The sequence below is a fragment of the Brumimicrobium oceani genome (assembly GCF_003143775.1).
Taxonomy (GTDB): Bacteria; Bacteroidota; Bacteroidia; order Flavobacteriales_D; family Crocinitomicaceae; genus Brumimicrobium; species Brumimicrobium oceani.
In genome coordinates, this window is record NZ_QFRJ01000007.1 from 66182 (window position 1) to 82158 (window position 15977).

General features: G+C 36.8%; 8 protein-coding genes. 7 read left to right on the forward strand and 1 reads right to left on the reverse strand.

Annotated features, from left to right (window positions below):
* Positions 1-706 precede the first annotated feature (706 nt).
* The 6 genes from DIT68_RS10000 to DIT68_RS10025 all read left to right on the forward strand — a co-directional run bounded on the left by DIT68_RS10000 (position 707) and on the right by DIT68_RS10025 (position 12203).
* On the forward strand, positions 707-3271 hold the full coding sequence (locus DIT68_RS10000) for an adenosylcobalamin-dependent ribonucleoside-diphosphate reductase (RefSeq protein ID WP_109359664.1): 2565 nt from the start codon (positions 707-709) through the stop codon (positions 3269-3271).
* A gap of 283 nt (positions 3272-3554) precedes the next feature.
* Complete coding sequence (gene ileS / locus DIT68_RS10005) at positions 3555-6974, forward strand: isoleucine--tRNA ligase (RefSeq protein ID WP_109359665.1); 3420 nt, start codon at positions 3555-3557, stop codon at positions 6972-6974.
* Positions 6975-7029: 55 nt separating this feature from the next.
* Entirely contained in the window at positions 7030-7425 is a 396-nt protein-coding gene (locus DIT68_RS10010) for a hypothetical protein (protein WP_109359666.1), read from the forward strand.
* Positions 7426-7610: 185 nt separating this feature from the next.
* Positions 7611-8150, forward strand: a complete 540-nt coding sequence (locus tag DIT68_RS10015) for a hypothetical protein (protein ID WP_109359667.1) — start codon at positions 7611-7613, stop codon at positions 8148-8150.
* A gap of 213 nt (positions 8151-8363) precedes the next feature.
* Complete coding sequence (locus DIT68_RS10020) at positions 8364-10766, forward strand: TonB-dependent receptor (RefSeq protein ID WP_109359668.1); 2403 nt, start codon at positions 8364-8366, stop codon at positions 10764-10766.
* A gap of 249 nt (positions 10767-11015) precedes the next feature.
* Positions 11016-12203: a 1-deoxy-D-xylulose-5-phosphate reductoisomerase gene (locus DIT68_RS10025; RefSeq protein WP_109359669.1), complete on the forward strand. Its 1188-nt coding sequence runs from the start codon at positions 11016-11018 to the stop codon at positions 12201-12203.
* Positions 12204-12617: 414 nt separating this feature from the next.
* On the opposite strand, the gene DIT68_RS10030 is transcribed toward DIT68_RS10025, so the two are convergent.
* Positions 12618-12932 (reverse strand): DUF3817 domain-containing protein, encoded by a 315-nt coding sequence (locus tag DIT68_RS10030; RefSeq protein WP_109359670.1) that lies wholly within the window; start codon positions 12930-12932, stop codon positions 12618-12620.
* 153 nt (positions 12933-13085) lie between these two features.
* On the opposite strand from DIT68_RS10030, the gene leuS reads away from it, so the two are divergent.
* On the forward strand, positions 13086-15896 hold the full coding sequence (gene leuS / locus DIT68_RS10035) for a leucine--tRNA ligase (protein WP_109359671.1): 2811 nt from the start codon (positions 13086-13088) through the stop codon (positions 15894-15896).
* The last annotated feature ends 81 nt before the right edge of the window (positions 15897-15977 follow it).

Consider the following 15977-nt stretch of genomic DNA (forward strand, 5'->3'; position numbering starts at 1 on the left):
TGTTAGAAAAATGGAATTGAAACTTCATAGCAATTTCTATTAAATGAACTGCTGTTGATTAGTTTCATTTTGGAACACAGGCAGAGGTTAATATGTGGTTTTTGTTAATGGTAAGAATTCTCCCTTTTCTAAAAAGTACTTTGGCAGAATATGGCTATTGTATGGGAAATAAATATTGCTTATTCGACATCTACTTATTTCTAAAATGAAATGAGGGAAAAGATGCTTTAAACACAATTACCAAAATCACTAAGTCTAAAATTGTTCACGCGCCACCTTTAAAAAACGAAGTGAATTAAGGGAAATAAAGCGTTTTGTCTTTTTGATTACAGGTCTCATAATATATCAATTTTTACAATGCGCTAGAGAAATATTTTTTTCATTTATTAACAAGGCTTGTTAATATTTAAAAACCACTGTCTTATTAACAATAAATTCACATCAAAAAAAAGCTGGTTTTATCGCAACTTCCTTTGTGGATGTGACATTACAAAATTGTTGATTTTTTTATCAAATGGACTTCTCAAAAAAATGTGCATAACTATAAACGATGAAAAAATTATAGCACCCAAATTTGTCAATTAAAGTTTCTAATTTTATACCCAGATTTGAAATCATAACCAGTTTTCTCTTCAGACAAAATCATTTTTAACTGTACCACCTATTTCACAATAAGAAAAAATGATAACTAAAAACAAATAGTGATATGAGCGAAGGATTGGCACTTAAAACTCAGAACAAAAGCGATTTACAGAGCTACTCTCAGGAGGAAGTTTTGAAATCTGCAATTGATTATTTCAAAGGCGACACACTTGCAGGTGAGGTTTGGATGAAGAAATATGCATTGAAAGATGCAATGGGTAACCTTTATGAAAGAACCCCAGATGAAATGCATAAACGTATCTCAAAGGAGTTCGCCAGAATTGAAGCGAAATATCCAAATCCAATTAGTGAACAGGAAATTTATGATGTAATTAAGGACTTTAAATACATCATCCCACAGGGAAGTCCAATGGCTGGAATCGGTAACGATTTTCAGTTCGTTTCTATCTCAAATTGTTTCGTGATTGGAAATGAAAAAGATGAAGATTCTTACGGTGGAATATTGAAATTAGACCAAGAATTGGTTCAGTTAATGAAAAGAAGAGCAGGAGTAGGTGTTGATTTATCCTTTGTTCGTCCAAGTGGCTCTCCTGTTCAAAACTCAGCATTGACAGCTACCGGAGTTGTTCCTTTTATGGAGCGTTTTTCAAACTCAACAAGAGAAGTTGCTCAAGGTGGAAGAAGAGGTGCTTTGATGGAGTCTATAGCAATAGATCATCCAGATTCTGAAGCATTCATCGATGCAAAAACTACAGCAGGAAAAGTTACAGGTGCCAACGTTTCTGTTAAAATATCTGACGATTTCATGAAAGCTGCATTAACAGGCGGCGATTATACATTAACTTACCCAGTAAAATCTAAAAATCCTTCGTTTACAAAAACTGTTGACGCAAAGAGAATTTGGGATAAAGTTGTACATAATGCATGGGCTTCTGCAGAACCAGGTATTTTGTTCTGGGATACTTTGATTAACGAATCAATTCCAGATTGCTACGCAGATTTAGGATTTGAAACAGTTTCTACAAACCCATGTGGTGAAATTCCATTGTGTCCAAATGATTCTTGTCGTTTGTTGGCCATTAACTTGTATTCTTATGTGAATAACCCATTTACAGACGAAGCTTCTTTTGACTACGAATTGTTTGATAAACATGTGGTTATGGCGCAACGTTTAATGGATGATTTAATTGATTTAGAGCTTGAAAAAGTAGATAAAATCATCAATAAAATAAAGAATGATCCAGAATCAGAAGATGTAAAAAATACTGAGCTGAGCTTATGGATGCGTATTCGTGAGAAGTGTGAACAAGGTCGTAGAACAGGATTGGGAATTACTGCCGAAGGAGATATGTTGGCAGCAATGGGAATTTGCTATGGTACAGACGAATCAAACGATTTCTCTGAAAAGTTACACATGAGATTGAAGCATGGTGCTTACTTATCTTCTAGCATTATGGCGGAAGAAAGAGGTGCTTTCCCAATTTGGGATGCAAAACGTGAGGAGAATAATCCTTTCATGTTGAGAATTAAAGAGGAAAATCCAGCGCTTTACGAACGTTTACAAGAGCACGGGAGAAGAAATATCGCTTTATTGACAATTGCGCCAACAGGTTCGGTTTCCATATTAACGCAAACAACTTCTGGAATTGAGCCTGCATTTATGGTTTCTTACATGAGAAGAAGAAAAATAAACCCAGATGATAAGGATGCAGTTGTAGATTTTGTTGATGAAGTTGGAGATTCATGGCAAGAATACCCAGTATTCCACCATAAATTTGAAACTTACTTAATTGCTAAAGGATACGACTTGGAAGAGGTGCGTAAAATGGACCAAGAACAAATTGCATCAATTATTGCAAAATCACCTTACCACTTAGCTACATCAAATGATGTTAACTGGGTGAAGAAAGTAGAAATGCAAGGACGTGTTCAGAAACATATTGACCACTCTATTTCTGTAACTGTGAATCTACCAAACGATGTAACAGAAGAAATGGTAGGGAAAGTTTACCAAACTGCTTGGGAGTCTGGATGTAAAGGTGTAACAGTTTACCGTGATGGCTCGAGATCAGGTGTTTTAGTTTCAACTACTGAAAAAGAGGAAGAAAAAAGCGTAAACTTTGATGATCACCACGCACCAGAACGACCAGAGCGTTTAGAAGCAGAGGTTGTTCGTTTCCAAAATAACTTGGAAGAATGGATCGCTTTTGTTGGAATGTTAGATGGACGACCGTACGAGATTTTCACAGGTCGCAGGGATGGATTCAACGGAATTCCTAACGATGTGAAAACAGGATTTATCAAAAAAGTGAAAAGCGATGATAGCAGTCGTTACGATTTCCAATATGAAGATAGAGGAGGGTATAACGTTACTGTTGAAGGTTTGTCAAGATCTTTTGATAAAGAATACTGGAACTACGCAAAAATGATTTCTGGTGTTTTACGTCATGGAATGCCATTGTTGCACGTTGTTGATTTGGTGGGTTCTTTAAACCTAAGCGACGACACTTTGAACACTTGGAAAAACGGTGTTTCTAGAGTAGTGAAGAAATTTATTCCTGATGGAACAGAAAGTAAAAACGAATGTCCAGAATGTCACCAAAAAAGTGTACAGTTTCAGGAAGGATGTTTGACTTGTACTAACTGTGGACACAGTAAGTGTGGCTAATTTTTAGCTAAGACCACAGCTTTTTATAATATGCTGCCGCGAGTTTGCAAATCGTGGTCATATTATAAAAAACTAGCGATAGGGAAATCTAAATAAGATATATTTATACAAAAAGCGAACTCTGAAAAGAGTTCGCTTTTTGTATTCCTTAGATTTAGTTAAAACCAAACTACTGAAATTAAAACAAGACCACGAGTTGCAAACTCGCGATAGCTTGTTTTAATTTCAGTAGCGTTTCCGATTAAAATGACTAAATTTGCAAACTGCAAAATAAAGGCAAATTATGAGCGCAAAATACACAGAATATAAAGGGTTGAACTTACCCGAATCAGCAAAGAAAATTGCTGAAAAATGGAAACAAGAAAATGTTTTCCAAGAATCTATTGACTCAAAAGACGATGACAAAACATTCGTGTTTTTTGAAGGACCGCCTTCTGCCAATGGATTACCTGGAATTCACCACGTGATGGCGCGTTCCATTAAAGATATATTCTGTCGCTATAAAACGCTAAAAGGTTACAAAGTGAACCGTAAAGCAGGTTGGGATACACACGGTTTGCCAGTAGAGTTGAGTGTGGAGAAAGAACTCGGAATTACCAAAGAAGATATCGGAGATAAAATTTCTGTTGAAGAATACAACGCAGCATGTAAGAAAACAGTAATGCGTTATACCGATGTTTGGAATGACCTGACTGAAAAAATGGGATATTGGGTAGACATGGAAAACCCATACATTACTTATGAATCAAAATACATGGAAAGTGTATGGTGGTTGTTGGGTCAATTGTATGAGAAAAACATGATTTACAAAGGCTATACAATTCAGCCTTATTCTCCAAAAGCGGGAACAGGATTGTCTTCTCACGAGATTAATCAACCAGGATGTTACCAAGATGTTAAAGACACTTCTTGTGTGGCTCAATTTAAAGTAATCAAAGATGAGCATTCTTCACACATCCCCCTTTGGAGGGGGAACGAGGGGGAGGATATTCATTTCCTCGCCTGGACAACAACTCCTTGGACTTTGCCTTCGAACACTGCACTAACAGTTGGTCCAAAAATAGAATATGTTATCGTAAAATCCTTTAACCAATATACTTTTGAACCAATCAACGTTGTTGTGGCAAAACCTTTATTGAAAAAGCAGTTCAACAAGAAATTCACGGAAGTTGAAACAGTGGAAGACCTAAAATCATACAAAGAAGGAGATAAAAAGATTCCATTTTTCGTAGGAGAAACTTTCACTGGAAAGGAATTAGCAGGAATTCGTTATGAGCAGTTATTGCCTTATGCTCAGCCAATGGAGAACCCTGAAAATGCATTCCAAGTAATTTTAGGAGATTTCGTTACCACAGAAGACGGTACTGGAATCGTACACACTGCGCCAACTTTTGGTGCTGATGATGCTTTGGTAGCAAAACAAGCAAATGTTCCTGGAATGTTGGTGCCAGATGCGAATGGAAATCCTGTTCCTTTGGTTGACTTACAAGGTAAATTCCGTCCAGAAATGGGTGAATTTGCTGGAATGTACGTTAAAAATGAATATTATGATGAAGGTCAAGCACCAGAAAAATCTGCTGATGTCTTGATTTCTATCAAATTAAAAGAAGAAAATAAAGCGTTTCGTGTTGAGAAATACGAACACAGTTACCCACACTGTTGGAGAACGGATAAACCAATTTTGTATTATCCATTAGATTCTTGGTTCGTTAAAGTAACGGACAAAAAGGACAGGATGATTGAATTGAACAAGACCATCAATTGGCAACCAGAATCTACGGGAACTGGACGTTTTGGAAAATGGTTAGAAAACTTAAACGACTGGAACCTTTCTCGTTCACGTTATTGGGGAATTCCAATTCCAATTTGGAGAACAGAGGAAGGAGAAGAATCTATTTGTATTTCTTCAATCAAACAACTGAAAGAAGAATGTCAAAAAGCCGTTGAAGCAGGTGTAATGGATACAAATCCTTTGGCTGATTTTGATGTGAATGACATGTCGAAAGAAAACTACGAAAAGGTAGATTTACATAAAAATTACGTTGATGAAATTACATTGGTTTCTGCATCAGGAAAACCAATGAAAAGAGAAGCAGACTTAATTGATGTTTGGTTCGATTCTGGTTCTATGCCTTATGCGCAATGGCATTACCCTTTCGAAAACAAAGAATTAATCGACGGTGGAAAAGCATTCCCTGGAGACTTTATTGCAGAAGGAGTAGACCAAACAAGAGGTTGGTTCTATACACTTCACGCAATTGCAACAAGTGTTTTTGATTCTGTAGCCTACAAAAATGTGATTTCAAACGGTCTTGTTTTGGATAAGAACGGACAAAAAATGTCAAAACGTTTAGGAAATGCTGTTGATCCTTTCATCACTTTAGAAGAATTTGGTCCAGATGCCACACGTTGGTATATGGTAACGAATGCTTCACCTTGGGACAATCTGAAATTTGACGAAGCTGGAATTAAAGAAACACAACGTAAATTCTTTGGAACACTTTATAACACCTATTCCTTCTTTGCTTTGTATGCCAACATTGATGGATTTGCATATAACGAAGAAAGAATTGCAACAAGTGAAAGACCAGAGATTGACCGTTGGATTATTTCAAAACTGAACTCATTAATCGAGGAGGTGGATACAGCTTTCGAAAGTTATGAGCCAACAAAAGCGGGTCGTGCTATTCAGAACTTTGTAAACGATCAATTGTCTAACTGGTACGTTCGTTTATGCAGAAGACGTTTCTGGAAAGGTGATTACTCGACAGATAAAATTTCGGCATACCAAACTTTGTATGAATGTTTGGAGGCTGTAGCAATAATGAGTGCGCCAATTGCACCATTCTATACGGACGAATTATTCTCTGATTTAAATAAAATTTCAGGAAGACACGCAGCCACTTCTGTTCATTTGGCTGATTTCCCAACAGTAAATACTGAGGATGTAGACAAAGAATTGGAAGCACAAATGGCAATTGCTCAGCAGGTTTCCTCAATGGCATTGAGCCTACGTAAAAAGGAGAAAATTCGAGTACGCCAGCCATTGCAAAAGATTATGGTTCCTATTTTAGACCCAAGTTTTAAATCTAGAATAGAGCATGTTCAAGATTTAATTCTTTCTGAAATTAACGTGAAAGAATTGGTGTTGTTGGAAGATACAACAGGCGTTTTAACAAAGAAAATTAAGCCGAATTTCAAAACCATTGGTCCTAAGTATGGAAAACAAATGAAGGCAATTGCTGGAATGGTGAAAGACTGGGGAGCGGATGAAATAGCTTCTGTGGAGTCGAATAATGGTTGGAGTGGTGAGTTAAATGGCGAAAATATTGAACTTGAAATAAGTGATTTTGAAATCGTAACAGATGATATTCCAGGTTGGTTAGTTACTTCAGAAGGAGGAATTACTGTAGCAATGGACATTACAATTAGTCCTGAGTTGAAACAAGAAGGAATTGCTAGAGAATTGGTCAACCGTATTCAGAATTTCAGAAAAGAAGCTGGATTTGAAGTGACAGATAAGATTCTTGTTACTGTGGAAACAACAGAAGAAATTAAAGCAGCAGTTGAAGCCAATAAGGCTTATATTTCAGCAGAAGTTTTGGCCCAAGATATTGTTCTTGGAAAAGCTGAAGGGAATGTTTATGATGCCGATATTGAAGTGGAAGGCGATTCTACGATTGGTTTAGAAAAGATAGGATAATTTAATAGACTCTCGGAGAGGTATTCGGCCTCACCGAGAGTTTTTCAATTGCTTTATGACTGGAATTTCTTTTGCTTTCGTTTTTCTTATTTGCTGGGTTATCGGAATGGTAACTATGCTGAGAATAGCAGTTGTTAAGAAGAAAATAAATTCCGAATTAGCTTCAATTCCTACTCAATATACACATACTGCAAGCACGAACCCTTTGGCTCAGTCTACCGATAAAATTGGCAGTAGTTCTACTCATTTCTTAAGGATGATTATTAACTTCGGATCAATTAAATTTACTCGTAAATATGTCAATAGCTTAATAAATCTTTCAGCAATTGAGCGCTTAAATCATCAAGCTATCTCAATAAAAACAGAAAAGCTTATAAAATTATTTTCACTTTTTTCAAGGGTTTGGATTATTGGAATAGCAGCTGTTTTTCTTGCATTTATTTTGTCGTAATACGATTTTTTAAGTTTCGACTAAACATTTTTATAAGTTGAGCAAGTGCAATACGATGTTCATCTATCACTATTGAATTAAGCTTTAGTCTCTTATCAACAGCACTAATCATTGAGAAGTTACCAATCAATCATCAGTAAGCTGCAAATGCAGTTTTTTCGTATGTAATGTTTACTTTTGCTATAATGAAAAACCGAATTCCAATATTATTTATTCTGGCACTTATACTGCCATTTATTGGAATTTATGGATGGTTGAAGTTTGAAAAAAGAGCGATTCAAAAGACGGTAAAGCGCCAATTGATGGAAGGAATTCCAAAAGATGAACTGATTCAATTTACTTTTGCCAAAAATGATACAGCAACTTTGTTGAATTGGATTCATGGAAAAGAATTTGAATTTCAAGGTGAAATGTATGATATTGTCACCCGTTATTACTCTGAAGACTCTGTGAAATATGATTTATGGTGGGATCATGAAGAAACCGAGTTGAACAGGAAACTCGCTTCATTAACCAATGCTTTAATCAATCAAAATCCTGAGGAACGTTCTAAATCGAATTATTTGAATTTTGTGATTCGAAATGTTTATTGTGATGACCTTAAAATCGATTTAGAACCTCCCTTTCAACAAGACCAGTATTCTCCACCTTTTGTTAAAGATAAATCCAATTTACTCCAAAGAGAAACTAAACCTTTGTCACCACCACCGCAGTTTTTAGTTTAAAATAATTCAAATTTTAGTCGTTTTTGCAAGAGATTACAGGACTCTGTGATAGGAATATCTCGGGAAGTTTTGCAGTAGGTGTATCTTTGAAATGAATCAAAGCCTTTAATATATCCGGTTTTCTTGCAGAGACGAAGTACAGAATTTCTTCATTTTATATGGAGGGGAATGGCTGTACAATAGAATCATATTTTTTAAACTAAAACAAAATAAATGAGATTTAAAATACTCATGGGAATGCTATTTAGTATTTCCTTATCAATGGCGCAACAAATTACTGTCGTTGATAAAACTACAATGGAGCCAATTGAATTTGTTCAAATTGGCAATAAGGGTGCAACAAAAATGGTGCTCACAGATGCCAAAGGACAAGCGGATATTGCTGAGTTTGGCGGAATGAGTGATATCATATTTAGATTGTATGGCTATGAGCCTTTGGAGATTGATTTCAAAACTTTGGAAGCGAATAACTTTAAAGTAGAAATGGCTTCAAGCGTTTTTATGATTAACGAAGTCGTGATTTCTGCGAACAGATGGAGTCAAATCTCCTCTGATGTTCCACACAAAATAAGTCGATTAACGGCAAAGGATATTGCTTTACAAAATCCTCAAACCGCCGCAGATTTATTGAGTGTTTCTGGAGATGTCTTCGTTCAGAAAAGTCAGCAAGGTGGTGGAAGCCCTATGATTCGTGGTTTTGCGACAAATCGTTTATTGTACACCATCGACGGTGTGCGAATGAACACAGCGATTTTTAGGGGTGGAAATCTTCAAAACGTAATTTCATTAGATCCTTTAGCTATGGAGAATGCTGAAGTTTTGTTTGGATCGAGTTCTACAATTTACGGGAGTGATGCCATCGGAGGTGTGATGAGTTTTCAAACGCTTAAACCACAATTTTCGCTTGATGATCAACCTTACGTGAAAGGAAAAGCACTGATGCGTTATTCATCAGCAAACAATGAAAACACAGGCCATTTTGATGTGAATGTGGGTTGGGAAAAATGGGCAATCGTGACCAGTGTTTCTGCTAATAAATTTGATCACTTACGTCAAGGAAGTAAAGGCCCAGACGATTACCTGAAGCCTTTTCATGTACAAAGAATTGACACTGTAGACGTGGTGATTAATCAAGAAGATGAGTTATTACAGGTGCCAAGTGCATACAGTCAGATCAATTTAATGCAAAAAGTGCGCTTTGCTCCAAATAAAAATTGGGACATCGAATATGGATTTCATTTTTCAGAAACAAGTTCTTATGGGCGTTATGATAGGCATACAGAATTGAAGAATGGCTTGCCGAAATATGCAGAATGGGGATATGGTCCACAAAAATGGATGATGAATCAGTTGTCAATCACAAACTATTCTTCTAATGCAATTTATGACCAAATGAGTATCAGAATTGCACATCAGAATTTTGTGGAAAGTCGTATTGATAGAAAATTCAACGACAACAGCCGCAGAACACGAGAAGAAAACGTGACTGCTTATTCATTAAATGCGGATTTCACAAAGCGTTTCAGTGCGAAGAACAACTTGTTTTATGGTGTTGAATATGTGATGAATGATGTAACATCAACGGGGATTAGAGAAGACATCAATACAGAGATTTCTGCACCAACTTCTTCTCGTTATCCGCAGTCAGAATGGCAATCAATGGGCGTGTATTTGAACGATGAACACAAAATCACGGAAAAATTAACGCTTCAAGGGGGTGTGCGTTATACACATTATCTGTTGGATGCGGAATTTGATAATACTTTTTTCGATTTCCCATTTCAAGAAGCAAACTTAAATAACGGAGCCTTAACTGGAGGAATTGGAGCGGTGTATAGCATCAATTCAAAAACTGTTCTTCGTTTCAATGCTTCAACGGCTTTTCGATCTCCAAATGTGGATGATATTGGAAAAGTTTTTGATTCTGAACCAGGCGCAGTGGTTATTCCAAATCCTGACTTGAAAGCAGAGTATGCGTATAATGCAGATTTAGGATTAACGAGAGTGTTTGGAAATGTGTTGAAGATAGATTTAACAGCTTACTACACAATTCTTGAAAATGCATTGGTTCGCCGAGATTTTCAGTTGAACGGAATGGATAGTATCATTTTTGATGGTTCAATGAGCCAAGTTCAAGCACTTCAAAATGCAGCTAATGCGAATGTTTACGGAATCCAAGCGGGAATTGATATTAACTTGACCAAAGGATTTATTCTGAGTTCAAAATTCAACTACCAAATGGGTGAAGAGGAAATGGACGATGGCTCGTTGAGTCCTTCACGTCATGCAGCGCCTTGGTTTGGTGTAACACGTTGCAGCTATACTTATCGTAAGTTGAAATTAGAAGTGAATGCACAATATCAGGGAGAAAGATTGCATGCTGATTTATCCGTAAGTGAGCAAGGTAAAACTGATATTTACGCATTGGATGAAAATGGAAATACCTACTCACCAAGTTGGTACACGCTTAATCTAAAAGCAATGTACCAATTCCATGATAATTTCACAGTGAGTGGAGGATTAGAAAACATCACAGACCAAAGGTATCGTTCTTATAGCTCAGGGCTTTCCGGAGCAGGAAGAAACTTTGTTTTGTCTTTGATTGCTAATTTTTAAAAAGCAGAAAAGTTGATTTATGGAAGAGGACTGTCGATGGGCAGTCCTTTTTTTTAGGTTGAAAACAGAAGGATATTTTGCGCGGTAATGAGTAGGGACGATTTGCAAATGTCCGTACATTCCGCAATAAAATAATTATAAAGAAAATCCGTAAATCCTCTCGCAAGATCCACAATTCGCAATTCTCCTTTTCGTAATTCGTATTTGTTTCCCAATTGTTTCCTATTTTCGCAATTAAAATACATCAACGTGAATACAGGAGCCCAACAAGAAGAGAAAAAGACAAAAGGAATCGCCATTTTAGGTTGTACTGGTTCTATTGGTACACAGGCTTTGGAAGTAATTGAAGCTTATCCAGATTTGTTTGATTTGGAAGTCATCACAGCAAATAACAATGCAGACTTGTTGATTGAACAAGCGATAAAATTCCAACCCAATACGGTTGTGATTGTCAATAAAGACCACTTGATGAAGGTGAAAGATGCTTTGCAAGAACACGATATTCATGTTTACGGTGGAAAAGAATCTTTATGTCAGGTGGTTGAATTTTCTGATGTTGATATTATCTTAACAGCTCTTGTGGGTTATGCCGGATTAAAGCCAACGATGCATGCCATTGAAGCAAAGAAAACAATTGCTTTGGCCAACAAAGAAACTTTAGTTGTAGCGGGTGAGATGATCACTAAAATGGCCAGAGAAAACGGAGTGAATATTTACCCTGTAGATTCTGAACATTCCGCTATTTTCCAATGTTTGGTAGGAGAATTCCACAATAAAATTGAGAAAATCTACTTGACAGCTTCTGGAGGACCATTCCGTGGTTGGACAACGGAAGAATTAAAAACGGTAAAACCAGAACAAGCTTTAAAGCACCCGAATTGGGAAATGGGAGCGAAAATCACGATTGATTCTGCCACTTTAATGAATAAAGGCTTGGAAGTAATTGAAGCGAAATGGCTCTTTGCTTTAAAACCAGATCAAATTGATGTAATCGTTCATCCACAATCGATTGTACATTCGTTGGTGCAGTTTGAAGACGGAAGCATGAAAGCACAAATGGGATTACCAGATATGAAATTACCAATTCAATACGCATTGACTTATCCCGAGCGTTTGAAAACTGATTTCCCGAGATTCAATTTTATGGATTACCCAAACTTAACATTCGAACAACCGAACAGAGAAGTTTTTAGAAACCTAGATTTGGCTTACAAAGCAATGGAAATGGAAGGAACAGCGGCATGCGCATTAAACGCGGCAAATGAAATCACTGTTCAGGCATTTTTAGACAAGAAAATAGGCTTTTTGGATATTGCCATCATCAATGAGAAAACAATGATGGGGGTTAACAATATTTTGAAGCCAAAATATGAAGACTATGTTTCTATTGATGCGGCTGCAAGGGAACTTGCAATGGAATTAATTGTTGATAAGTAGTAGTTGGGGTTTCAAGGCTATGCTTGTGTAAATTAGAACTTAGATTTCCGCTAAAAAAAGCGCTGTGCAATTCAACACAGCGCCCTTGAGTAGTAAGTTAAATGGTTTAGGGTGTGTTGAATATATTTTTTAAAAATACCTACTATCTTCTCTGAGTAAAGTTAACGGCTTTTATTTAATTATTCACGTTTTTGTCTCTTTTCTTCGATTTTTTAAAGAAATTTGGCGCTTTTCTAGGTTGATTACGCATTAGACCTGACTTTTTATTTGTCTGTTTTTCTAGTGTTTTTTGGTTACGAGAGACACAAAAAAAGCGCTATGCAATAAACATAACGCTCGTTTTTCTAACAAGATTGTTAGAAGGGTCCTGGCCGTGCCTAAATTCTAAAGCAAATATAGGTGTTTTCAATATGATTACCTAGAAATCAATTCCTTCTCTTGCTCTCTCTTAAAGATCTTAGCATCTGCTACGAAAGTTCCAAAAGGAATCAAGGAAGCAAAGTAAGCCCAGAAGTTGGTCATGAAAGACCATTTTTTATCTTGGTTCACCACGAAAACCATGATGCAATAAGAAATAAACAAAAAGCCATGGGCCATTCCTACAATTTTGTTAGGCATTGGCATTTCATACATGTATTTTAAAGGCATCGTTAATCCTAAAGCGAGGTAAGAAATTCCCTCTACCAAAGCCAAAACGCGGAGTATTCCTAAACTAGTTGAAAAATTCATTTTTTTGTGCAAAGATATGGATTTTAAAGAGTGGTTTGGGTTAGTGATTTGTTAAAAATACGCTGCACCGAGTTTTTATTCTAAACCCTTACATAACTATATAACCTTAAAAAAAATTATCTTTGCCCTTTCAAAAACGAAACAGCAAAAGGCATGGAATACAATTTTAACGAGATAGAGAAGAAGTGGAGAAAATATTGGCAAGAAAACAATACTTATGTGGCCAAAATTGACAGTGAAAAGCCAAAATATTACGGTTTATCCATGTTTCCTTATCCTTCAGGGGCAGGATTACATGTCGGACACCCACTGGGATACATCGCTTCAGATATTTATGCGCGTTACAAAAGATTGAAAGGTTTCAATGTTTTACATCCAATGGGATATGATTCTTTTGGTTTGCCAGCAGAACAATATGCTATTCAAACAGGTCAACATCCTGCGGTTACAACGGAAGAAAACTTGAAACGCTACCGTTCGCAGTTGGATAAAATTGGTTTCTCTTTCGATTGGTCTCGTGAAGTAAGAACTTCAGATCCGCAATATTACAAATGGACACAGTGGATTTTTAAACAATTATTTGCTGCTTATTATTGTAATGACGCCAGTAAGGCAATGCCAATTGAAAACCTAGTTTCTGTTTTTGAAAAAGAAGGAAATACAAGTGTAAATGCTGTTACTGCTTATGAAACAGAGTTTTCTGCAGAGGAATGGAATGCTTTTGATGCCAAGCAAAAAGATGCTGTTTTAATGGATTACCGTTTAACGTATTTGGCAGATTCATGGGTGAATTGGTGTCCAGCTCTGGGAACTGTTTTGGCCAATGATGAAATCGTGAATGGCGTTTCAGAACGTGGTGGACATCCTGTGGAGCAAAAATTAATGCGTCAATGGTCCATGCGAATTACAGCTTATGCTGAACGTTTATTGAAAGGTTTAGATAAGTTAGATTGGTCGGATGCAGTAAAAGACATTCAACGCAATTGGATTGGGAAATCTGTTGGTGCTTCCGTTAATTTTGCTGTTGCAGATCATGATGAGGAAATCCAAGTTTTTACTACTCGTCCTGATACAATTTATGGTGTTTCATTTATGGTTTTAGCACCAGAACATGAATTGGTAACTCAAATTACAACAGACGAATACAAAGATGAAGTGAATGCTTATCAGCAAAAAGCTGGATTAAAGTCGGAGCGTGACCGTATGGCGGACACAAAAACGATTTCTGGGCAATTCACAGGAGCTTATGCTGTTCATCCGTTGAGTGGAGAAAAAATTCAAATTTGGATTGGAGATTATGTTTTGGCTTCTTACGGAACAGGTGCTGTAATGGCGGTTCCATGTGGAGATCAGCGTGATTATGATTTCGCGAAGCATTTCGAAATTCCAATTAAAAATATATTTGCTGACGTTTCAATTGAAGAAGAAGCATACACTGAAAAGAAAGGAAAAATCGCTAATTCTGATTTCTTAAACGGATTGGAAGTTGCTGAAGCGATTCAAAAAGCAATTGAAGTTTTAGAAGACAAAAAAATAGGGAAAGCGAAAACAAATTACCGTTTACGTGATGCTGTTTTCTCTCGTCAACGTTATTGGGGAGAACCTTTTCCAGTGTATTACGACAATGGCGTAGCGAAAACTATTGAAGATCAATTTTTGCCAATCGAATTACCAGAAGTAGACAAATATTTACCAACTCCAGATGGAAAACCACCATTAGGAAATGCAGACAACTGGTTTTGGGATACTGAAAAGAACGAATTAGTTGGAAGAGAAAGAGCCGAAGAAGAGCATGTTCACCCAATGGAATTGAACACAATGCCTGGTTGGGCAGGTAGTTCTTGGTATTTCTTGCGCTACATGGATCCACACAACGAGAAAGCATTTGTTGCCAAAGAAAAAGTGGATTATTGGAGTAATGTAGATTTATACATCGGTGGTGCAGAGCACGCTACGGGACACTTGTTGTACTCTCGTTTTTGGTCAATGTTCTTGAATGACATGGGACATATTCCATTCGAAGAGCCATTTAAAAAGATGATTAACCAAGGAATGATCTTGGGAAGAAGTAGTTTTGTTTACCGTGATAAAGCAAGTGGTAAATTCATCAGCTTCGGAAAACGTAAAGAATATAAAGTTGCAAGATTGCACGTCGATATCAACATTGTAGACAACGATAAATTAGATATTGAAGCTTTCAAAGCATCTCGAGAAGAATATGCAAATGCAGAATTTATCTTAGAAGATGATGGAACATACATCTGTGGAAATGAAGTTGAAAAGATGTCAAAATCTAAATTCAACGTTCAGAATCCAGATGATTTAGTTGAAAAATACGGTGCAGATACTTTAAGAATGTATGAAATGTTCTTGGGGCCAATTGAACAAGCAAAACCTTGGGACATTAAAGGAATCAATGGAGTAAATAATTTCTTACGTAAATTGTGGAGATTGTTCCATGACCAAGATGGAAATGTGAATCTTTCTGATGACAAAGCTGATGCAAAAGCATTGAAATCGGTACACAAAACCATCAAAAAAGCGCAGGAAGATATGGACAGATATGTGTTCAACACTTCCGTTTCTGCGATGATGATTTGTGTGAATGAATTGACAGAGCAAAAGTGCAACAACAAAACAGTTTTACAAGATTTAGTGGTTTTGTTAGCCCCTTACGCGCCACATATTGCTGAGGAATTATGGTCTATTCTAGGAAATGAAGGCTCTGTAAATGACGCAACATATCCAGTTTGCAACGAAGATTATTTGGTAGAAGACGCATTTGAATATCCAGTAAGTTTCAACGGGAAAATGCGTTTCAAAGTTGAATTGCCAAACAATTTATCGAAAGAAGACATCGAAAAAGAGGTTTTAGCCATGGAAAAATCTCAAAAATATTTGGAAGGAAAAGCACCCAAAAAAGTGATTGTTGTTCCAGGTAGAATTGTGAATATTGTGGTTTAGGTAATTGAAAATTCCCCACCCGTGGAGGCGCAATGTGACCCCACCCGTGGAGGCGCAATGCATTGCGCCTCTACAGGTGGG

Bases quoted from the DNA above. Each gene is read 5' to 3' on its own strand.
- DIT68_RS10000 (WP_109359664.1), top strand. From the start codon at position 707: ATGAGCGAAGGATTGGCACTTAAAACTCAGAACAAAAGCGATTTACAG.
- DIT68_RS10020 (WP_109359668.1), top strand. From the start codon at position 8,364: ATGAGATTTAAAATACTCATGGGAATGCTATTTAGTATTTCCTTATCA.
- ileS (WP_109359665.1), top strand. From the start codon at position 3,555: ATGAGCGCAAAATACACAGAATATAAAGGGTTGAACTTACCCGAATCA.
- DIT68_RS10010 (WP_109359666.1), top strand. From the start codon at position 7,030: ATGACTGGAATTTCTTTTGCTTTCGTTTTTCTTATTTGCTGGGTTATC.
- leuS (WP_109359671.1), top strand. From the start codon at position 13,086: ATGGAATACAATTTTAACGAGATAGAGAAGAAGTGGAGAAAATATTGG.
- DIT68_RS10030 (WP_109359670.1), bottom strand. From the start codon at position 12,932: ATGAATTTTTCAACTAGTTTAGGAATACTCCGCGTTTTGGCTTTGGTA.
- DIT68_RS10015 (WP_109359667.1), top strand. From the start codon at position 7,611: ATGAAAAACCGAATTCCAATATTATTTATTCTGGCACTTATACTGCCA.